Genomic DNA, 21,376 nt, shown 5'->3' with positions numbered 1-21,376 from the left:
GACGAGAAGTGGGTGCGCCCTGTGTCCCGGGGGGCGAGACGGGGCTTCGAGTGTCATGAGACGCGCACCTACCCGGTTCCGGACTGCAGCGGCGTGGACTCCGCGACGGAGGTGGTCGCCTCGCGCAGCACCGCGCGCGATCGGGCGATGTGCGCGAAGAACGCGGGTATACCGACGACGTAACGCCTCGCCAGGCGGCGTGGCTCCACGAGGAGCCGATAGAGCCACTCGGTGCCGGTGCATTGCATGAAACGCGGTGCCCGAGTCACCTTTTCGCCAAGGAAGTCCAATATCGCTCCGCCGTTCACGATCAGAACCGGATGGGTGAGTCGGTCGCGCAGACGACTGGCGACGAGTTCCTGCTTCGGCATGCCCATCGCCAGGATGATGAGGTCGGGCCGCCAGGAGACGGCCATGTCCACGTAGGTCTGTGCGGGAGAGAAACCATGGTGGCTCGCCACCACCGTCACGCCCGCCGCTTCCAGTTTCTCGCAGGCCCGATCGAGCCACGGTGACGTCGTGCCGAACAGCGCCGCCCGTCGACCGGAGTACGCACCTGCTATCTGCGGGATGAGGTCGGTGCCGTTCATGTTCAGCCCACCGGACCTACCGAAGGCCATCAACCCCAACTGCACGCCGATGCCGTCCCGTAGCAACAGATCCGACTTCAGCAGGCTCTCGGAGAGCAAGGGGCTGTGCCACACCAGATTGGCGGCATGTGCGTTGACGAAGGACACGACGTACGGCCGGGTCGGCCGCCGGAGGGCCTGGAGCAGTTCGGCGTGCGCCACGTCGTCGTCGATGCAGCAGATCCGACGGTGCAACTCGACGAAGTCCTGCACTCGCGAATCGCCTGCGTCCTCACCGTCATGGTGATTCGAGCCGTCGATCCGCGCCACGACGGTTCTGGTGGTCTTGAGGACGATCATCACGTCGCTGGTCATGGACCAGTTGTCGATGTACGAGAGGTCTAGGCGCACCGACTCGTTCCAGCTCAGGTCTGCACGACCGCTGATCTGCCAGAGGCCGGTGATGCCGGGTCTGAACAGGAGTCGACGCAGGACCTCGACGTCGTACGCCTCGACCTCCTGGCGCAATGGTGCGCGGGGTCCGACGACGCTCATCTCACGTTTGAGCACGTTGATGAACATGGGTAGCCCGTCGATGCTGAACCGGCGGAGGACCCGTCCCACCGTGCTGACGGCGTGCCTGTCCTCGCTGTGTTGGATGGGGCCGTCGGGATCCAGCGCCTCGAGAATCCTTCGGTCTGATCGCGATTCGTCCCCGGCCAGAGTGGTGCGGAATCTCAGCATCGAGAACGGCTGTCCGTCCATGCCCATCCGGGGGGCGGTCTGGAACACCGGGCCGCGGCTCGTCAGCTTGATGGCAAGCGCCGCGAGCACCATGACGGGCATGGCAACGGCGAGGACGACCGTCGCGAGGCAGACGTCGAAGGCTTGCTTCTGGAACCGTTTCGCTCCGCGATACTGAGGTTTTTCGATGTGCAGCAGTGGTAGGCCGGCGATGGGCCGCATGACGAGCCGCGACAACGCAACGTCCATCACCCCGGTGGACATCACCAGGTCCACGCCCAACGGTTCGAGATCCCAGATGAGCCGCCGGATGCCTCGCAGCCCGAAGTGTTCGGTCCCGGCTATCGCGACGGTGTCGGCGCCGCAACTGCGAATCGCCGCGAGCATGTCGGATTCCCCACCGACGATGGGAATTCGACGTCCTCCGACGAGGAGATGCTCGCCTCGGGGCGGCCCGTGGTTCGGTATGCCGATCCCGACGACGTCGTAACCATCGGCCGGGTGTCGCGTCAGCTCGGTGACCAGGTCGACCACCGCGTCTTCCTCGCCGAACGCCATCACCGCGGTTCTGCAGTCACCGGCCGCTCTCCTGCGGGCAACCGATGCCTGCCACGCCCACCTGCTCAACACGAGCGCGACGGTGCCCACCGGCAGCGCCACCGCGAGATACCCGCGGGCGATGTCCGCTTTGAAGAGCAGGGTGACGATCGCGATCGCGCCGAAGGTCCCGAAGGATGCGGCGACCACTCGGCGGTACTCCTCCACGCCGGTGCCGACGAGAAGGGTTGACCGAGTGTGGAATAGCGCCAACGCGCACAGCCACCCGAGCGCGAATGCCAGCGAGAACGCCAGCAGGAAGTAATGCGGGTACCCCGCGGGATTCAACGGTTCGCCGAAGCGCACGACGTGCGCGAGGCTGATGGCACCGACTACGACGAATGTATCGGTGACGAGCAGCTTCTTGGCGTAACTGCGTTGCCACCTCGAGCGCTCGACCACGCCGGCCAGTCGCTCGGACGCCGGATGGCGCGGGTGCGGTCCCGCCTCCTCTTCGCTAAGTGGAGGCGGGACCTTCGAATCGGTCCGCCCGCGGTCAGACACTGTTCCCCCGTCCAGTGTCATGGTCGCGGACGGACCGATCTAGGCGGATCGACCGATCCCCTGCCCGGGCGCGGTCTCCGAGCTAATCCCTGGTACACCAGCCAACTATCGGGCCACGGGCGTCCGGAGTACATGGACCATAGGAGCCAAATCGGAGTGGTCCGGGGTCTAGTCCTCCGAGTCCCGCAGGGTGTAGTTGAGTGTTCGCGACAAGGCGGCGGCCTCGGCACGACTGGTGACGCCCAACTTCGACAACACGCTGTGTACGTGGTTCTTCACGGTGTTCACCGCGATGCACAACTGCGCCGCGATCTCGCGGTTGGACAACCCAATTCGCAGCATTCCCAAGATCTGGGCCTCGCGTGCGGTGAGAACCAGTTCCTTGGCGCCAGGATGGCGGTCAGAACCGCGGGAGGACAGCCGCCGAAGCAGCATGGCCGAGACGCGTGGCGAAAACAACGTCTCGCCCGCAATGACCTTGCTTATCAGTCGAAGCAGATCATCCAGGGACTGAAAGCGGGTGTGGTACCCGGCGACACCCGCTTCGGCGCACGCCACTATCGCCGATTCGTCGTCCTCCGAGACGCCCGTGGCGATGACGTGCACCTTGGGGTCGAGTTGAAGCGCTGCGCCCACCAGCTTCTCGCACTCGCGGGTGGTCACGTTCAGGAGGACGACGTCGGGCCGCAGGCTTGTGTCGACGCTCACCAGCGAGGCCAGATCCCATGCGACACTAACCGATTGCCCGTGCTCCCGTAGGGCTGCCGCGAGATTCTCTCGCGAGAGCTTGCAGTCGTCTATGACCAGGATTCGTGCGCTCGGAACGCTCGGGCGTTCGATGCCGTTCAGCTTGCCGGCCGCCGACAGCAGCGACCGACCGTTGGACCCGTTGACATGCGGCGCTGTCGGTCCCTGCCCACCGGAATCCCAATGCCGGGCCTCGGGAGTGGGCACCTGCACGCACTCGGGCGCCACCAGTTCGGCGCCGATGGGCCGGCGCGCGACCGAGCCGTAGGCCCTCACGACGTTCCATCCCGGTCGCTACCGGCGCAGCGGCCGAGCGCGTCGTGTGACTGCCGAGCTGTTTCGAGAACAGCAAATGAACCTGCGGATTGCGACATACTTGCCCCCCCGGGCGTAATTCGAGCCTCCGATGAAGGAAGCTGCTCCAATCATGCTGGTGATCTAGCCCCCATGGTGCAGTTCCGCGGTCAGGTTAAGCGGAGTTTCACCGGTCCCGCAACACGAGTATTTCGCATCGCACAGTTCTAGCAACTTCGTAGTAATTCGCTGCACACCTAAACAACGACCGGCTTGCCGATGCCGCCTGACCCGATCGACGGGAGCAAGGCGACGAACCCGAACTGCCGCCAAGATGCCATTCCAGCGCAATACATTGCTGGACAATGGCTTCAATGCGTCCTGCTAGCGCACGATGGAGATGCGCCTGTCGCGTCCAAACCGGAGCAACGACCGCGCTTCTTGCCGACCCGCGATGTTGCCTATTTTCGCTCGAGTAAATATTTTCGGAGGCGAAGACGGTCGCGGCAGCACACACGTGTATGCCCCGTTTCGACGATCCGCAGACGAGGCCTAGTGCCGAGGGCTCAGGACGCCTTGATGACGACGTCCTCGATCGCAGACTCTGCGCGTTGCTTCACCGGATGAATGCGGCGCAACAGTCCGGGAGCCAAGGTCACCGCCGTCACGACCGCAGCACTGCGCGCGGTGGCCTTTTGGCCGAACGCCGCCGTCGCCGCGCGCCTCGCCGCCCTGTCGTCGCCGGCCAGCAGTGCCGTTCGCGCCTGCCGCAGCAGCTTCCAGTAACGGATCCGGCGCAGCGTCGACTGCAGTGCGGCCACTTCGGCGGCGCTCGACGGCTCGGCCGTCAGGAACGAGCGCTCCAGTTCCGCCTCGAACTTCTCCACCCCCGCGGGATCGCGGCTCAGCGAGTCGCTGCGCAGGCGGTACCGGGCCAGGCGCCGCGGCAGCACGCGCACGTCGTACTTGCGCACCATGCGGAGCCAGAACACCACCGAGTCGTCGATGCCAGGGACGCCCGAGGCGAAACCGCCCATCGCGTCCCATGATTCGCGGCGGACGGCCGACGTGTAGTACGGCACCAGTCCACCCAGAACGTCGACCATCGTCAACGGGACGCCTGGGTCGGGACGCTTGCGCACGCCGATGGAGCGTAGGTAACCCACGAGGTGGTCGGGTCCGTCGTCGGTGAACCGGGCAGCGTCGACTCCCACCGCGTCGATACCGCGATCGGAGTCCAGGAGTGCACCCACCTCGGCGCAGAACCTCGGCATCAGCTGGTCGTCGCTGTCGAGCACGCACAGGTAGTCACCGGTGGCATGGGCTGCAGCCGACGTGACGCCGCCGACGTAACCCCGGTTCTCGTGCCTGACGAGTTTGACCCTGGGGTCGTGGGAGTAGGACCGCACGATGTCGGCCATCGCGTCCGAGTTGCCGTTGTCGACGATGACCAGTTCCCAGTCGGGGCAGGTCTGCGCGACGAGCGAATCGATCGTGTCCCGCACGTACGGTTCCGTGCGATACGCGGTGGTCAGGAAGCTGAACCGGGGTGCGGTGCCCATGTCACCCGCCTACGCTCGGGTTCGTCGCATCACTAAGAGAACTCATGGTCATGCGACTTTAGCAATGGTGTGACTAGTTGCGCTAGACGTAGCTGCCTACATTTTTGCCACGTCAGCGCCATCTAGCGTCCGTCTAACGACTTCTCCACATCTATTTGTGGCAAACGTCACTGCCTTTCGACCCAACCCGCACCCGAGGGGTCGACGACGACCACGCGGCGCCGGTCTCCGACGTTCCAGGTAACCGTCAGCCGCCCGCCGTCGAGCCGAAGCGGCAGCATGCTCACGCCGGCTCCGTCCGACGTCGGCGCGATGACGGTCGCCACCCACAGCGGCAGTACTGCCGAACAGGTCGCTCCGACGAGCCACGCGGGCTCCCGTGACTCGAGGCGATCCGACCAGAAGCCCAGACCCGACGCTTCGTCGCCGCGTACCTCGTCGACGGTCAGCGTCGACGTCGCCACCGTGGCGATCTGGGCGATGGCCGTTTCCCCGCGGGTGACGAGGTGGCCGTCGGGTGCCCGAACCACGCCGAGCGCCGGTGCCAGGGGCCACGAGGTGCGCACGCGGTGTCGCCCCTGCCCCGACACGTGGTCGACGATCAGGATCGCGTCCTCGTCCGGCGGTGCCAGCAGCCAGCGCCGGTGCCGCACCGGGTCCGGCAACCGAAGGTAGCCGTCGTGCTCGGCGTCGACGATGCCCGCGGCGAGGTCAACCGCGTTGACCTCGACCTCGGCATGTCTGCTCCACATGAAGGGACCGGCCATCACGGACTGATCGACGCCGTCGACTTCGACGGTCGGGTGCACCCGGGTGCCGCGGTGGACGTTCCGCCAGTCGGGATGCCCGTAGTAGCTCGCCGCGCCGGGATCCCCGATCAGGTCGTCGCCGTCCAGTGCGACGGTGACGGACAGCGCGTCGGCGTGACCGTGCGCGGCGATCGAGAGGAAGCCCAGTGGCCCGACGTCCATCACCACCCGACGCCGCTCGGAGCGCAGGATCACCAGCCCCCCTGCCGGCGCGTGATGACTGTCGCCGTTCGTCTCGAGACTCGACGGCGCACCGGTTGACACCGCGGAGCCGGCGAGCCCGCCGAACCACGCGGACGTCCAGGAGGCGGTGCCGTGGTGACTGCTGACGGGATCACCGGTGACCGCCGCCACCAGGCCGAGATGGTCTCGGACCGACCGCAGGGGCGATCCGTCGAGTCGGAAGGCGAAGCCCTCGTCGTCGTCACCGATCCGCGGCGCTGGGTCGCCGTCACCGACCAGCGCCGCGAGATAGTGCCCACTGCGGATGAGTGCACGCCGGATGCCGTCGGGCATCTGACCGTCCCTGACCCGAAGCAGGGCGCCGACCACCAGCAGTAACTCGGCCGTGAAGACCTGGTAGCCCACGGCCTGCTCCGCGCCCGCACCGTCGTCGAGGATCTGCCTTCCCGCTTCGGCCTCGAGTTCGCGCACCGCGCGGCGCTCCCAGGTCGTCGCCCCGGGCAGGTCAGGGAAGAGCAGCGCGACGACCGCCAGCCCCGCGAGTTCTCCGACGAGGTGATTGTTCGCCGAACTGAATCGCGACCGATCCGACCAGCAGCACTGCGCAGTCGCGACGAGCACGTCGGCGATGCGCGCGAACCGGTCGGCGGTGAGATCGGGGCTGTCCCGCAGACCCTGCAGTGCCAGCGCGATCGAGATCGCCCGCACTCCCGGCTCGAACGGGTTGCGCCAGCCGACGCCCACCCCGGGCGGGTTCTGCCGGATCCAATCGTCGATCTGGTCGAAGGCGGCCGCGCTGAACCGCGCCTCGCCGGTGATCAGCCACGCCTGAGCGAGCAGTGGCAGGTGCTGCAGCCGGTTCAGCTCCCAGATCCACTTCACGTCCCCGGCGGCGGTTCGATAGTCGATCGCCGACGAGGCGGTGGTCGGCCACGTCGTCCTCGAGACCGGGTCGAAGTGCCAGTCGACGGGAGCGGGCACCGCGACGGTGGGATAGCCGAAGTAGGTGACTTCGAGGCGCGCCGCTCGCTCGGCCGCGTCGACGAGGTCGGCGGCCCACCGCGGGTGCGCATCGGCAAGTGCTCGAGCACCCGACCGGTCCAGCAGCACGGGACGTCGACGTGCCGCACGGAACGCCTCCAGCGCCGCATCGCTCGTGCCGTCCGAATAGCCCGTCGCCGACTTCCCAACGGGCAGCCCCGCCGCGTGCGCCCGTCGCGCCGCCACTCGGCCGACGCGCCAGCCCACCTCGGCGACACTCATCGACCTGAGCCGACTGGCATACCAGCGAAAATTTGCCATGACACCGCCCTTCGTGTGCAGGTGAGCACTCTAACCACCGTCCGATGGGTCACACGAATCCTCGCATACCAGTTAGATCCGGTATTGTCTGCATTCGGCGCTCGTTTACGGCCTCAACCATTAGTTCCACAGCGACGTTGCTAGCAGCAACCAGAGGAAAGTGATCGGCAATGGCTCCACGCGTACCGGCGGTGAGCATCACCCACCGCGCGCGGACCGTGCATCCACTGCGTCCGGCCATGCGGCGCGAACTGTCGCGACTGGAACGCGCCGGCGCCGACGAGATCCGCCGCACTCAGGAGCGCCGGCTGCGCACCCTCGTCCGCTTCGCCGCCACGGCGTCCCCGTTCTATCGCCGGTACTTCCGGGACAGCGGCATCGACCCGCGTTCGATCACCACGCTCGACGATCTTCACCTGCTCCCGCTGCTGAGTCGCGACGATCTCGCGGCCGACCCCGAGGCCTTCCGCACCTACCCCCGACGCCTGATGTGGAGTTCGAGTTCCAGTGGCACGTCGGGCCGACCGGTCACCGTCTACCGCACCCAGGGCTCGTCGGTGTACGAACTGTGCGCGCTCGAACGGCAATGGTCGTGGTTCGGTCTGGGTCCGGGCGCGCGCCGGGTCATCCTGCGCGGCAGCGCGTTCGCCGCCGACGAACCCGGCCGCGTCACCAAGGAGGTGCCCGGCGCCCACCAGCTCCTGGTGTCCAGCTTCCACCTCACACCAGCCACGCTGGATGCCATCCTGACCGACGTCCGAGCCTTCGCGCCGGATGCCATCGAGGGCTGGCCGTCGAGCATCGCCCTGCTGGCCTCGCTGCTGCGCGAACGTGGCGAACGGCTGCCCGTCACCGCGGTCATCACGTCGTCGGAGACCATGAGCGACGCACGCCGTGCACTGATCGCCGACACCTTCGCCTGCCACGTGGTCGACCACTACGGCCAGACTGAACGCGTGCTGATGGCAGGCGGTTGCGAGCGCGGCGGATACCACGTCTTCCCCGATTACGGCATCGCCGAGTCATTACCGGTACCGGGCGCACCGGATCGGTGGGAACTCGTCGGGACTCCGCTGCACAACTGGGGTTTCCCGCTGTTCCGCTACCGGACCGGTGACGAGGTGGGCCCCGAACCCGGGCAGCCGTGCGCGTGCGGGCGCTCGTTCCCTCGGCTGCACCCCGTGTACGGCCGCGTCGAGGATTCGTTCACCGCCGCCGACGGTAGGCCGATCCCGTTGCCCGGCACGGTCGTCGACGATCTCACCGGTGTGCGCGAAGCGCAGATCGCGCAACTCGGGGCCGGACGCTTCGAGGTGCGTGTCACCCCCGCGGGCGGCTTCGACCGACCGACCGTCGATGCGGCAGTGCGACGCAACGTCGACCGCTACATCGGAACCGGGCAGGGCGTGACGCTGCGGGTCATGACCGAGATACCGCGCGGCAAGAGCGGCAAGCTCAAGACCGCCGTCGTCGAGGGTGGCTGATCCCGTGCGCCTCGTCACCCGAGCCGTCGTCTATCCGATGGTGGCCGCGCTCGTCGCATCGTGCAGTGCGGCGAACGTCGGCACCGCCACCTCGCGCGCCGAACCGATCCGCGCGGTCGAGACCGCCCCGACGTTCCCAAGAACTGCCGCCTACTACCTCGACCAGGACGAGCTGCCGTCGATCGACGAACTCGCCCGCTACGACGTCGTCGTGATCGACAACGAGTGGGCCCACCGCATGCCGCGCTCGTTCTTCGATCTGCTGCACGCGCGCAACCCGCGCCTCAAGCTGCTGGCCTACGTCAACGTCGTGGACTCGGTACACGAGATCGGCTCATACGAGTACTGGCGCAACGCCTACGCCATGTGGCAGATCACACCGGAGGACAAAGCCTTTCGCTTCCCGGACCAGTGGCTCGCCAAGACTGCGTCCGGGGCACCCGTGCACGAGTGGGAGGACCGCGTGATGGCGAACCTCACCGATCGCGCACCGCGGGTCGACGGCGAACTCTTCGTGGAGTACGCCGCCGACTGGATCGTCGACACCGTCTGGACAGCAGGCATTTGGGACGGGGTGTTCCTCGACGTCTGGGGTGACCGCATCTGGACCGCTGACGCCGATCGCTGGGACGTCGACCGTGACGGCGTCGACGAGACCGACGCCGAGATCTACGCGCCAGGAGGCCCGTGGGACCGCGGCCTCACCATCGGTGAGCGCAGGCTGCGCGGCGCGCTGCCCACCGCGATCCTGGTGGCGAACGGCAACCGCACCCTGCGCGACGGCCTGCTCAACGGACGGGTGTTCGAGAGCTTCGCCGACCCCGCCGTGCGGCCCGACCCCATCGACGACGTCTACTCCTACGTCGACACCGCGTCCGGTGGCGGGCAGCGCCAGCCGTCGGTCTCGATCAACGTCAACACCGACCGCGAGGCGCCGGGCTCTCCGGTGGCGTTGCGCAAGGCCAGGTTCCGGTTCGCGGCCACCCTGCTGCAGGACGGCTACTGGGCCCCGATGGGCAAGGACTACGGCGTCCTCGAGTACTACGACGAGATGGACGGCGCCGGGCGCGGCGCGGGTTACCTCGGCCGACCGCTGCAGCCCGACCCGACGGTCGACGCACTCACCCGGCCACGCGAGGCAGGCACCGGTTCGCCACTCGGCGGGGTGCTGCGGCGCGACTTCGAGAACGGGATCGTGCTGCTCAACACCACGCCCGGCCGGGTCAGCATCGAACTCGAACGGCCCTACGCGAGATTGCGGGGCACTCAAGACCCGGTGACGAACGACGGCGCGCGCGCCAGTTCAGTCACCATCGACGGCCACGACGGAATCGTCCTGGTGAGGTGACCAATGGAGCTGACACGATGCACCATGAGAGCTAGCCGCCGCACCGCCGCCTACCTGGCGCCGCTCGTCTGCGTGGCGACACTCGCCTCCGGATGCACCAACGCCGTGTCCGCCGGCGAGAGCACGGCGCCCATGACGTCATCGGCACCCACGACCGCCGCGCAGCCGGTTCCGTTGCGGCAGGCGGGAATCGGACGCAAGACCCGCAGGCCCGATGCCGAGGCACTGGCGATCTCTATGACGAGCATGGCCGTCACCCGCCAGGGCGATCACGACAGCGCGGTGCTGACCTTCACCGGAACCGCGGTGCCCGGGTGGACCGCCCAGTACGTGACGACACCGCTGCAGAACGGCACCGGCCAGGTGCTGGCGCTCCCGGGCACGTCCGTCCTGGAGGTACTCATCCTCGAGACGCCGAGTCCCTTCTCGAGCCCTGCCGGCTACACCGGTCCGCCGGTCGTGTTCGACCAGGCCACGCCTCAAATCAACACAGTGCAGTTCTCGGCTCAAGGCGCGGGCATCACGCAGGTGTTCGTCACCATCAACGGCAATCAGCCCGCCTTCGACGTCACGGCGCTGAAGAATCCGACGCGGATCGTCATCGATGTTGCTGACTGAGTCCCGCCGTACCGTCACCACGTCGACGGCGTCGATGCTGTTCGTCGCGGTTCTCGCGGTCCACGCCACGGTGGCACTGCTCGTGGGCATGCGGGGCTGGGACGACGGATCGATCACCGTCGCGTTCGCGCGCACGTTCGCCGCCACCGGGCGCATCGCGCTGACGCCGTTGTCCGAAGTGGTGGAGGGCTATTCGAGCCCGTTCTGGATGGCGCTGCTCGCCGCGACCTACCGGGTGCTGCCGCTGGGCTTCGACGGCATGGTGCTGGCGAGTCAGCTGTGGGCGGGCCTGTTCGCGGCACTCGGCGCCGTACTGCTGCACCGACTGCTCCGCCCGTTCCTCGGCCGACCCGCCGTCGTGGTGTCGTTCGTGGTGTTCGTCTCAACGGCATTCCTGAACGAGACCGCCAACGGCATGGAGATGACCGCGCTCAGCGCCGTCACCCTCGCCGTGCTGTGGGCGCTGCGCACCCGTCGTCCCACGGCCGTCCTGTTCGCGCTCGCCGCGCTGATCCCCTGGATCCGGCTCGAGGCGTCGGGCTACGTGATCGCCGGTGCCGTGCTGATCGCGTTGGTCACGCGCAGTCGTCGCCGCGGTGGTGCGCTGTTCCTCGGCGTGCTGGCCTCCGCTCTCCTGTTGACCGCACTGCGCTACGCCGTATTCGACTCGGTGCTGCCAAACACCATGCTGGCCAAGCAGTCTCCCCCGTATCCGTACGGCACCTCGCTCGGAGAACGCGTCGCGATGAGCAAGACCGTCCTCAAGGAGCTGCTGCTGGTGGTGACCCCGGGGCTGATCGTCGGCGCCGGAGCCGTGCTCGGCAGGCGGTTCCCCGCGCTGCCGAACCCGCTGGCCCGGCTGAGGGCACGGACGGTGTCGCCGGCGATCGCCTTCGCCGTCGGCTACCTCGCCGCAGTGGTGGGCGCCAACCTGGTGCTCGGGCCGAACTGGGGATACCTGGGCCGGATGGAACAGTCGCTGGTGGCGTTGGCCGTGGTGACCGTGGTGTTCTCCCTCCCCCGCGCGATGCGTGCACTCCAGTCGCCGTTGCGACTGGCCTGCGTCGTCGTCGCCATGCTCGCAGTGGCCTGCTTGGGCGTCGACGGCGAACGCGTCGACGCGGTACTGGATCCCGGTCGCACGGATGCGATCACCCCTGCCGCCTACCGTGACTCGGCCGAGGCGGTCGACACCGTGCGGCGCGCACTCGGCGCCGAGCGCTTCTCGCTGCTGACCCCTGACGTCGGCGGATCGAGCCTGTGCTGCGAGAACTTCGAGATACTCGACTCCGGGCTGCTGACCAACCGCGAACTCGCCCGCAATGGCTACTCCGCGCTCGGTCCGTACCTGGCGAGCCACCGGCCCGATGCGATCATCACGCACTCCGTGTGGTCGAGTGCCTCCGACGTCTACGCGCTGCCGCAGTTCCGGACGGCGTATTCGCCGGTCACTGCCTCCGGTACGTGGTTCTATGTGCGCAATGACCTCATCGCTCGACTCGGCGAGTCGTGCTCGCCGGTCGCCGTCGCGGACACCACGTCCTTCCGCTATCGCGGCGACGACGTCGACGAGTCCTACATCCGATCTCTCGGCATGACCGACGTCTGCCGCGTGGACTGACGTCGCTCGCAGCGACCCATGGGATCCGCGCGATCCCCGATCTCTCGAAGGGGACGACCGTTGACCCGCCCGAACACTCCGACGTCGAATGCGATTGACGCACTGGTCCGCTCGGATCCACTGACCCCGACCGACCGGCGCCCCAGCGGCCTGGCGATCCAGGTCGACAGGATCCGCCGACGCAAGTGGCTCGTCGCGGCCATCGTCGCGATCGCCGGTCTCGGCGGCATTGCCGCGGCGGCGGCGTCGGCGACGCAGTACACCGGCCAGGCGGTGCTGTCGGCGGCGAGCGTCACCCGCGCCCCGCTGGAGGACGCGGCACTGTCGCAGGGCTACGTGATGTTCTTCAACGAGGGCGACTACGCCAACGGTCTGGCCGATCGGGCGAAGGTGACCGGCGACGTCGGCGGGTTCAGCGCCCGCACTGCGGGACTGGGGCCGGTCTTCTTCGTCACCGCCACCTCCGGGTCGGCCGAGACAGCACAGAACGCTGCGACCACCATGGCGCGTACGTTCGCCGCCGAGATCAACGCCTCGATGGTGTCGCAACGGGACGACAACGTGGCGGCGATGCTCGAGCGGTTGCGTGCCGAGTACGGCGACCGGACCGATCCGGAGGCGGTGGACGCCCAGAACTCGCTGCAGACGCAGATCAACGAGTTGAACGCGGACACGTCGAACCAGGTCACGCTGGTGGAACCCGAGGGTGGTGTCACCGAGATCGGCGCGGGCCGGGTCACCACGATTGCCATGTCGCTGGCTGCGGGTCTCGTATTGGGTTGTGCCGCTGCGCTGTTCGCGTCGAACGCGGCACGGCGCATCGACACGGACTACGACCTCGTCGACAAGCTCGGGATCGAACCGCTCGACGTGCTTCCCGCACCTGACGATGCCGCACATGCGGGAACCCGTGCCGTTCGGGTGCAGCACCTGCTCAACCTCCTGGTGCGCGACGCCGACGGCCGTCCCCTGACCGTGGCCGTCGCCCCCGCGGGGACGGGCCGTGCGGCACACGACCTGGCCGAGGACCTCGCGAGACAACGCGCCGCCCAGGGCGAGCGAACCGTGCTGGTGCAGGCCGACATGCGCCACGGCGGCGACAAGCGGCCGGGGCTGGCCGAACTGCTTGCGTCCGGGGCGCCCTCGGAGATCGACTTCATGGTGGAGAACCCGACCGACGACCTCGACGTGGTCCGGCCCGGCACCACGAACGGCGATCCGTACGAGCTGTTCGACAGGGCAGCCGTGCAGGCCGTGTTGACCAGCCTGCGCGAACGGGTCCGTTTCATCGTCGTCAGTGCGCCGTCGATGTCGCGAGCCGGGGAGGCACAGGTGCTCGGCGACCTGAGCGACTCGGTGCTGCTGGTCGTCGAGGAGGGCACCTCGCTGACAGACGTCCAGGAATCGATCCGCACCGTCGCGCAGGTCGACGGGCGACTGGTCGGCGTCGTGCTCGTCGAGCGCACCGGTCGGGGCCGGTCCTGATGGTCGACACCGCACTACCCACGGGCGAACCGGAGACCCGCAGCCGGTCGCAGTGGACGGTACGCCTGGTGATCACGGCGCTCCTGGCCGTTGCCGCGGCCGCAGCCGTCGCAGGCGCCGGACTCTCGGGCGGATTCGCCGGGACGGCCCTGACCATCGCCGTCGCCGTGCCGCTGGTCGTGGTCGGTCTGCGCAGCCCGCTGTGGGCCGTCATCCTGTTGCTCGTCACGCTCCTGATGCGCCTGGCGCTGCCCAGCGTCGGGGCCGACCCGTTCCTGGCCGCATTCGCATTGGTCGTGGTGTCCTTCGGCGCCTGGTGGGCGGCGAATCGCCGGCATCATCCGAAGCTGGGCGGCATCGAGATCGCGATGCTGCTGTACGTCGCGTGGAACGTGTTCTCCATCCTTGGCAGCCACGAACTGCCTGCACTGGTGGATCCGGAACTCACCGAGCAACTCTCGCTGTGGCGCTACCTGCTGATCGGCACGGTGATCCCGTTCGTCGTGTACTTCGTCGCCCGTTCGGCGATCACGACGCTGGCCGCGGTGCGGACACTGCTCGTCGCGTCGCTGGCCTTCGCGTCGTACTCCGCCGCGGTCAGCATCATGCAGTTCACCGGCCCCCGGGCGCTGGTGTGGCCGCGCTACGTCGTCGATGCGCCGAACTACACCGAGCGCGCCAATGGACTGCTTAATCAGCCTGGCGCCAACGGTGTCGTACTCATCATCGGATACGCCGTCGCCGTTCTCCTCGCCGGCACGCTGCCCCATCCCCGCTGGCGCCGGCTGCTGCTGTGGGCCATCGCGGCCGCGTGCACGTACGCCATCTACCTCACCCACACCAGGGCGGTGTACTTCGGCTTCGTGGTGGTCGTCGTCATCGGCGCGACCATGGCCAAGGGCATCCGCAGGCCCTATCTGGTGACGCTGGGGCTGCTGGCGGCAGGGGTCGCCGCGAACTGGCAGTCGTTCTCCAGCTCGGACCGCGAGCAGGGTGGCATCGCGTCCACCAACGAGGTCTTCGATCGGCTCAACGCCGACGCGACCGCGCTGTGGGCATTCGCCGAGAAGCCCTGGTTCGGTTGGGGTCTCGGCCGCTTCCTCGCGGTCAACACGTTCCACCACCAGCGCGCGTCGGAAGACGTGCCGTGGATCCGCGGACTCGGGGTGGCGTCACACTTCAACGAGCTGGGGATCCTTGCCGAACTCGGCATCGTCGGCCTGCTGATGTGGCTGGCCGTCCTCGGACTGATCTTCGGTGCGCTGGTCCGCGGCATCCGTGCGATGCCAACCGAGGGTCTGCTCGGCAGGCCCCTCGTGCTCACCGCGCTGATGGGCCTGACCGCGCTGACCATCCTCGGGCTGTTCGCCGACCTACGCCTGCTTGACTATCCGAACGCCCTGGCGTTCGCCCTCGTGGGCATGGCGGTGGGTGTGATCGATCGCTGCCGCGGGACGGCGGAGCAGCAGTACGTCCGCATTCCGCGCGCGAGGTTCTGACACCGGGGTCAGGCCCTCGCGGGGCCGGACCACGTCGGCGAACACCATGTCGTAGAACGTGACTAGGTTCCGGCGCGAGTTCTCCCAGGACAGCGCCGTTTCGACGCGGGTCCGACCCAATGCGCCCATCACGGCACGCTTGTCCGGATCGTCGAGCAGCTCGTCGATCGCCACGGCGAACGCCGCCTCGTCGTTGGCGGGAACGTACACCGCCGACTCCCCTGCCGACACCCGCGCCTCGACGAGGTCGAACGACACCAGCGGTGCGGACATCGCCATGTACTCGACGACCTTGTTCATCGTCGAGACGTCGTTGAGCGGGTTCTTCGGGTCCGGCGACAGGCAGACGTCGGCGGTGGACAGGCAGCGCTGCACGAACTCGTCCGGGACGCGGCCGGTGAACTCCACCATCTCGGAGATTCCGAGATCGGCGGCGAGCAGCACCATGTCGTCGAGCATGTCGCCGCCACCCATGAATACGAAGTGGATGTCCTTGCGTCCGAGCGTGTCCCGGAGGTGTGCGATCGACCGCAATGCGTAGTCGACACCGTCCTGGGGACCCATGACGCCGAGGTAGGCACCGAGGTAGCGCTTGCCCTTCCGCAGGTCCGCATCGGCCGGACGCCGGACGAACCGGGACAGGTCCGGTGCACTCCTGACCACCGCGACCCGTTCCGGTGCCATCTTGCCGCGGTCGATGGCAACCCGGCGATAGCTCTCGTTGGTGGAGATCACGGCGTCGGCAGCGGCGAACGTGATGCGCTCGACGAGCAGCGTCATGCGGTACAGCCACTTGCCGCCGGTTGCGAAGCGGGACAGGAACAGTTCGGGGCACAGGTCGTGCTGGTCGAACACGAACCGGGTGCCGCCGAGCACCCTCAGCATCAGGGCCACGATGAAGAAGATGTCCGGCGGGTTGCATGCGTGCACGACGTCGATCGGACCGCTGCGCCGCACCTTGAGCGCGAGCCGCATCGTGTGGAACAGCGCGAGCCCGTACTCGCGGACGTAGCCGATCGGACCACCACTGGCTGCCTGCAGGGGGTAGCGCAGGATCCGCACGCCGTCGATGACGGCCTCGGCTTCGACGTCCTGCTTGGTGCCCTTGGGGCAGATGACGGTCACCTGGTGGCCGGCGTCGATCAACGCCCTGCTCTCCTGCCACACCCGTCGGTCGAACGGCACCGACAGATTCTCGACCAGGATTAGGACGTGACCCTTCATCGTGTTCCTCGCATCAATTGTTGGAGTAGGTCTTCGTAACCGGCCGCCGTACGGCCGATGTCGTGGTTCAGCTCGGCGCGCTGCCTGCCGTGGGCGCCCAGCCGAACGCGCGCCGTGTCGTCGCCGGCCAGTCGCACCAGCCGCTCGCCCAACTGGTCGGCGTCACCGACCGGAACGACGAAACCCGTCTCGCCATCGACGACCAGGTCGCGCACCGCACCGCAGTCGGTCGCGACCACGGGGAGCCCGGCAGCCATCGCCTCGATGAGCGTGATGGGGACGCCCTCGTGCACCGATGAGAGGCAGGCGACGTCGAGGCCCGGGAGCAGATCGGCGACGTCACGCCGGACACCCAGGAAACGGGTTCGCTCGTCGATGCCGAGATCTTCGGCCAGGGAACGCAGTTCGGACTCGCGGTCGCCGCCGCCTATGACGACGAGGCGAATCCGGGATACCTCGCAGGCCGCCTTCGCCACGGCGGCGAACAGCACGTCGTGGGCCTTCTGCGCGCTCAGCCTCGCGACGACTCCGACGACGAAGTCGTCGTCGGCCGCTCCGATCTCGCGTCGGGCGCGCGCCCGGTCGGCGGCAGTCGGCACCTCGGGTATCGCGATCCCGTTTGCGATCACGACCTCGCGCGTCGTGGCCAGCCGCGTCCGTCCGACGCCCTCTCGGCGATGGAGGTAGTCGCGCTGGCTCTCCGACAGGAGGATCAGGGCGTCGGCGAAGGCGAGCGTGTCCACCGTCCACCTCGGCAGCACCCGCCCGCCCACCGATGCGAGGTCCATGTCGTGTGCGGCAACGACGTTCGCCGTCCGGGTGAGGCGCGCGGCGAGCCGCCCGAGCGCGAGCGCGGCGCGGTGATGGTGGTTCACCAGCACGACGTCCGTACCGTTGGCGCGCAGCGACCGGACGAGGCGGGGCAGCGTCCGCAGATCGAATCGACCCGTGCGGTGCAGCACCTCGACGTCGAACCCCGCGGCGCGGAAGTCGTCGGCCAGCGGGCCCGCCTCCCGCAGGCAGACCAGCCGGGGCACGACCTTCCGCGGGTCGAAGCGGCGGAACAGTTCGAGCAGCAGCACTTCGGCGCCGCCCACGTGGGTCAGGTCCAAGACGACCGCCAGCTGGACTGGCCGCAGTGGCGGTGCGGCGGTCAACTCCTCGAGTACCGCCTCGGTCTTGGCGACGCTGACTCGCAGGCTGAACGACTCCTCGACCCGTGCGCGCGCCGCGCGGCCCATCCTCGATGCCAGCGCGTCGTCGGTCAGCACGTCGAGCAGTCGCCGGGCCAGTGCGCCGGGGTCGTGCGGTTCGACGAGGTAGCCGGTGACGCCCTCGTCGATTATCTCGCGCACGCCCCCGACGTCGGTGCAGACTGCGGGTCGCCCCGCGGCCATCGCCTCGAGCAGCGCCATGGGGAAGCACTCGATGCTGTGGGAGCTGAGCACCGCGACGTTCATCGCCCGGAGCAGGTCGGGCACGTCGTGGCGGGCGCCGGCAAGCACGACGTTGTCGCCCAGGCCGAGTTCGTCGCGCAGCGTCTCGATCTCGGGGCGCATGGGGCCGTCGCCGACGATCAGGAACTTCGCCTCGCGCAGGTCGTCGACGACCTTCCGCGCCGCCCGTAGGAAGTTGGCGTGGTCCTTCTCGGGTCGCAGCGCGGCCACGATGCCCACGACCGGGGCACCGTCGTCGATGCCCAGTTCGGCCACGGCGCGGCGGTCGTCGTCGCACCGGTAGGCCGCCGGCTCGACGCCGTTGTGGATGACCCGGATCTTGTCGGCCGGGTGTCCGAGTTCGTCGGTCAGGTATTCGATCTGGGCCCGGGCCACCCCGAGGTAGGCGGTCGTGCCCCGGTCGAGGACGCGGTCGGCGATGCGACGCACCGTCCCGCGCGGTTCGGTGTCGAAGTGGTTGTGCACCCACACCACGCAGTGCGGGACGCCCGCGACCCGGGCGGCGACTCTGCCGAGCAGCTCGGCGTTGTAGCCGCGCAGCAGGGCCACGTCGGGCCGGAACGCACGCATCTCGCGGATCAGGTCGCGCAGTGCACCGAACGCCTGGCGCTTGCTGCGGTGCAGCGCAACGGCTCTGACGTCGCCGAGGTCGGCGAACAGTTCCCCTTCGGCTCCGATGCAGACGACGGCGGGCTCGAAGCGCGCGCGGTCCAGGTTGGGCATCAGCGTCGTGACGTGGCGCTCCGCTCCGCCGAGGCCGAGGTCGGGCACCACGTACATCACGCGCAGCCGCCGTTCGGTCACCGGAGCGCACCGCGGTAGATGCCGTCGAACTCGCGCCACGCCACGTCGACGTCGAATCGCTCGCGCACCCGGCGCAGGGCCGCATTGCCGAGATCGGTTCTGCGATCCGCGTTGTCGACCACATCGCACAGCGCGGCGGCGAGGCGGCCGGCATCGCCGGGCGGCACCAGGATGCCCGCGTCGTCACCGACCATCTCCGGTATGCCACCCACCGGGCTGGAGATGACGCAGAGCCCGTTGGCCATGGCCTCGAGTACCGCCATCGGTTGACCCTCGTAGTGCGAGGCCAGGACCAGCACCTGCGACGACCGCAGCATCTGGGGTACCCGGCGCGGATCGACCCACCCGGTGACGTCGACCGACGAATGCAGACCGAGTGCGGCGACCAGTTCGCGGGCTCGTGACACCTCGCCATCACCGGCGAGGGTGAGGTGCGCCGACGTCCGGCCGTCGAGTCGCGCCGTCATCGTCCGCCACGCCTCGATGAGGGTGAACACGCCCTTGCCGTCCTCGATGCGGCCGAGGAACAGCACGCGTACGGGTTCGCCCGCAGCCGGCTGCACCGCGGCCCCGACGGGACGGATCGGGTTGGGCACGACGCTGACTCGCGCCCGCGGTTCGATCGAACGCAGTCGCTGCGCCCACGTCTCGCCAAGCGCGACCACGGCCGCGGAGTGGGCGAGCATGTCGCGGACCAGCCACTGCACCGCGGCCGGTGAGCCCACGTAGAACACGTCGAACATGGCGCCGTGCACGTGGGACACGACCGGGACGCCGAAGGCCCGCGCAATCACCGCGAACGTCGCCTTGCGGAAGAAGCTCCCCCGTGACGCCACGTGCAGGTGCACCACCGTCGGACGACGCCACGCCATCCGGTGGGTGAACCGGACCAGGGCCACGAGGAACTGCGCGACCTTCGCGGCAGCGCTGCCATCGCGGTGGCTCGCGACGTGGGAGATCCCCCACTGCTCGCGCAGCGGCGTCGTCAACATGCTGCGGACGAACGTCGACACACCGCCCTTGGTCTCGGTGCTCGTCGACACCCACAGCGCCGTCGGCACGGTCACTGGCGCGCGGCGTCCGCGTACGCCGGGGTGCGGCCGGCGACCAGCTGGTCGCCCCGCGTGGCTGCGGCAGCGGGCTTGCCTGCGCGGGAGGTGAAGCCGCGTGCGCGCGACGTTCCCGAGAGCACCGATCCGATCAGTCGCGCGCCGAAGGACGTGAGCAGTGCCGAGGCTTCGGCGATGTCGGTCGTACGCGACTTCGACGCGTCGACGACGAGCAGCACGCCGTCGCCTGCCGCACAGAGGATCTGCGACTCCGCGGCGTCGGTGATGGGCGGTGCCGCGATGACGACGAAGTCGAAATCCTCGGTCAGCCGGGCGAGCAGCGCGGCCACGCGCGGCGCGGTGACGGTGGTGAAGGGCGTGCCCGTCACCCGGCCCGACGACATCTCGCTGAGCTGGGTGTCGGTGGTGCGCAGGATCGCGTCGAGGTCGAGCGTCTCGTCCAGCAGCGCCTCGCCGAACCCGAACGCATCCGGTGCGTGCAGATCCGCGTTCACCAGCACCGTGCGGAGCCCCTGCGCGGCACGGCCTCTGGCGAGTTCGCGCGCCATGTCCTCCGTTTCGGCCGTGGCGACCGTGGACGTCACGGTCACGACGGCACGCTGGGGTAGCGCTGCCAGACCAACGGCGTTGACCAGCTGCTGGATGCGGTGGGTCCGCAGGGCGCGGCTGCGCGCCGACTTGGCCTCGGGCACTTCGACGATCGGGGCGAGCCCGGTCTTGGCCGCGAGTTCGGCGGCCGTGGGGGTGCGACGCGAGACGGCGCCTGCCACGACGGCAACGAGGCAGCCCAGGAGCAGTCCGCCGATCAGCGCGAGCAGCGCACCCGGCCAGGCGTTCGGCGAACTCTCGCTCATCCCCGACTCGAGCTGCATGCTCTTCAACGTGTTGGTGCTGTCGGCGTTGATCTGGTTGACCTGCTGCTGGAGCTGGTCGAGTGACACACCCGACGCCACGCCGTTGGCCTGACGTGCGTCGTCGAAGGGCTTGCGGACCGCGGCGATCGTCTCGTCCCTGGCCACCTGAAGCTGTGCGTTGATGTCGTCGCGAAACATCTGCGCGGCTGCCGGAGCGGCGATCTCGGCCGAGGCACGCGACTCGGACGTCGCCTCGACGTAGATGATCGGACTGGCCGCGGCCGTCCGCGCGTGCATCGTCACGTCGGCCGGCACGGTGCCCGTTCGCTTGAGCTTGTTCTGGTAGCCGCTGCTGTTGAAGTAGTCGACGTAGCCCGACGCCAGCACGCCGTCCTGCTCGGGTGCCCGATCGGTCGTCGCGGTGCTCAGCGTCGCCCAGCCGGTGTAGTGCGTGGGCTGCGAGAGACCGAACGCGTAACCCGCGATCGCGGCGGCCATGCCGAGGGCGAGCACCGGCCAGAGGTGCCTGCGGATCCGGTCCGTATAGAGATTCCAAGCGTGATTCACTGCGCCTCCAGGTGCTGAAGTTCGGGGGTTCGAG

Annotated in this window: 13 protein-coding genes and 1 pseudogene; 6 read left to right on the top strand and 8 right to left on the bottom strand. The window is 68.5% G+C overall.

The window, feature by feature from the left end:
• Window positions 1–68: 68 nt before the first annotated feature.
• From LOK44_RS06530 to LOK44_RS06515, 4 genes are all read right to left on the bottom strand, one after another.
• Window positions 69–2,414 carry an exopolysaccharide biosynthesis polyprenyl glycosylphosphotransferase gene (locus LOK44_RS06530; protein ID WP_237569206.1) on the bottom strand — a complete coding sequence of 782 codons (2,346 nt, stop codon included), beginning with the start codon at window positions 2,412–2,414 and terminating at the stop codon, window positions 69–71.
• 168 nt (window positions 2,415–2,582) lie between these two features.
• A complete protein-coding gene (locus LOK44_RS06525; protein ID WP_237569205.1) occupies window positions 2,583–3,437 on the bottom strand; it encodes a response regulator transcription factor in 855 nt (284 codons plus the stop codon).
• Window positions 3,438–4,021: 584 nt separating this feature from the next.
• Window positions 4,022–5,017 (bottom strand): glycosyltransferase family 2 protein, encoded by a 996-nt coding sequence (locus tag LOK44_RS06520; RefSeq protein WP_237569204.1) that lies wholly within the window; start codon window positions 5,015–5,017, stop codon window positions 4,022–4,024.
• A 167-nt stretch (window positions 5,018–5,184) separates the two neighbouring features.
• The gene (locus LOK44_RS06515) at window positions 5,185–7,272 is read right to left on the bottom strand and encodes a heparinase II/III family protein (protein ID WP_237569203.1); all 2,088 of its coding nucleotides are present in this window, start codon (window positions 7,270–7,272) and stop codon (window positions 5,185–5,187) included.
• Between the two features lie 209 nt (window positions 7,273–7,481).
• On the opposite strand from LOK44_RS06515, the gene LOK44_RS06510 reads away from it, so the two are divergent.
• From LOK44_RS06510 to LOK44_RS30080, 6 genes and pseudogenes are all read left to right on the top strand, one after another.
• Window positions 7,482–8,795: a phenylacetate--CoA ligase family protein gene (locus LOK44_RS06510; RefSeq protein ID WP_237569202.1), complete on the top strand. Its 1,314-nt coding sequence runs from the start codon at window positions 7,482–7,484 to the stop codon at window positions 8,793–8,795.
• A complete protein-coding gene (locus LOK44_RS06505) occupies window positions 8,788–10,143 on the top strand; it encodes a putative glycoside hydrolase (protein ID WP_237569201.1) in 1,356 nt (451 codons plus the stop codon). Before LOK44_RS06510 ends, LOK44_RS06505 begins: the two co-directional genes overlap by 8 nt.
• Before the next feature lie 24 nt (window positions 10,144–10,167).
• Window positions 10,168–10,761: an AMIN-like domain-containing (lipo)protein gene (locus LOK44_RS06500; RefSeq protein ID WP_237569200.1), complete on the top strand. Its 594-nt coding sequence runs from the start codon at window positions 10,168–10,170 to the stop codon at window positions 10,759–10,761.
• Window positions 10,748–12,382: a hypothetical protein gene (locus tag LOK44_RS06495; protein ID WP_237569199.1), complete on the top strand. Its 1,635-nt coding sequence runs from the start codon at window positions 10,748–10,750 to the stop codon at window positions 12,380–12,382. Before LOK44_RS06500 ends, LOK44_RS06495 begins: the two co-directional genes overlap by 14 nt.
• A 60-nt stretch (window positions 12,383–12,442) precedes the next feature.
• Window positions 12,443–13,867 carry a P-loop NTPase family protein gene (locus tag LOK44_RS06490; RefSeq protein WP_237569198.1) on the top strand — a complete coding sequence of 475 codons (1,425 nt, stop codon included), beginning with the start codon at window positions 12,443–12,445 and terminating at the stop codon, window positions 13,865–13,867.
• Window positions 13,867–15,090, top strand: a pseudogene (locus tag LOK44_RS30080) (O-antigen ligase family protein); the annotation flags it as partial. The gene LOK44_RS06490 and the pseudogene LOK44_RS30080, both read left to right, overlap by 1 nt.
• Window positions 15,091–15,240: 150 nt before the next feature.
• Here LOK44_RS30080 and LOK44_RS06485 read toward each other — a convergent pair.
• The 4 genes from LOK44_RS06485 to LOK44_RS06470 are packed head-to-tail and all read right to left on the bottom strand — an operon-like array spanning window position 15,241 to window position 21,342.
• Window positions 15,241–16,590 (bottom strand): glycosyltransferase family 4 protein, encoded by a 1,350-nt coding sequence (locus LOK44_RS06485; RefSeq protein ID WP_237569197.1) that lies wholly within the window; start codon window positions 16,588–16,590, stop codon window positions 15,241–15,243.
• The gene (locus tag LOK44_RS06480; RefSeq protein WP_237569196.1) at window positions 16,587–18,851 is read right to left on the bottom strand and encodes a glycosyltransferase; all 2,265 of its coding nucleotides are present in this window, start codon (window positions 18,849–18,851) and stop codon (window positions 16,587–16,589) included. The genes LOK44_RS06485 and LOK44_RS06480 overlap by 4 nt, the downstream gene beginning before the upstream one ends.
• Window positions 18,848–19,918: a glycosyltransferase family 4 protein gene (locus LOK44_RS06475; RefSeq protein WP_237569195.1), complete on the bottom strand. Its 1,071-nt coding sequence runs from the start codon at window positions 19,916–19,918 to the stop codon at window positions 18,848–18,850. The genes LOK44_RS06480 and LOK44_RS06475 overlap by 4 nt, the downstream gene beginning before the upstream one ends.
• A complete protein-coding gene (locus tag LOK44_RS06470) occupies window positions 19,915–21,342 on the bottom strand; it encodes a P-loop NTPase family protein (RefSeq protein ID WP_237569194.1) in 1,428 nt (475 codons plus the stop codon). Before LOK44_RS06470 ends, LOK44_RS06475 begins: the two co-directional genes overlap by 4 nt.
• Between the last annotated feature and the right edge of the window lie 34 nt (window positions 21,343–21,376).

The organism is Mycolicibacterium lacusdiani (assembly GCF_021916785.1).
Classification (GTDB): domain Bacteria; phylum Actinomycetota; class Actinomycetes; order Mycobacteriales; family Mycobacteriaceae; genus Mycobacterium; species Mycobacterium lacusdiani.
Note: the sequence above shows the minus strand (reverse complement) of the source record. Positions and strands in the feature narration are given on the sequence as shown.

Bases quoted from the DNA above. Each gene is read 5' to 3' on its own strand.
- LOK44_RS06520 (WP_237569204.1), bottom strand. From the start codon at position 5,017: ATGGGCACCGCACCCCGGTTCAGCTTCCTGACCACCGCGTATCGCACG.
- LOK44_RS06515 (WP_237569203.1), bottom strand. From the start codon at position 7,272: ATGAGTGTCGCCGAGGTGGGCTGGCGCGTCGGCCGAGTGGCGGCGCGA.
- LOK44_RS06510 (WP_237569202.1), top strand. From the start codon at position 7,482: ATGGCTCCACGCGTACCGGCGGTGAGCATCACCCACCGCGCGCGGACC.
- LOK44_RS06500 (WP_237569200.1), top strand. From the start codon at position 10,168: ATGAGAGCTAGCCGCCGCACCGCCGCCTACCTGGCGCCGCTCGTCTGC.
- LOK44_RS06495 (WP_237569199.1), top strand. From the start codon at position 10,748: ATGTTGCTGACTGAGTCCCGCCGTACCGTCACCACGTCGACGGCGTCG.
- LOK44_RS06485 (WP_237569197.1), bottom strand. From the start codon at position 16,590: ATGAAGGGTCACGTCCTAATCCTGGTCGAGAATCTGTCGGTGCCGTTC.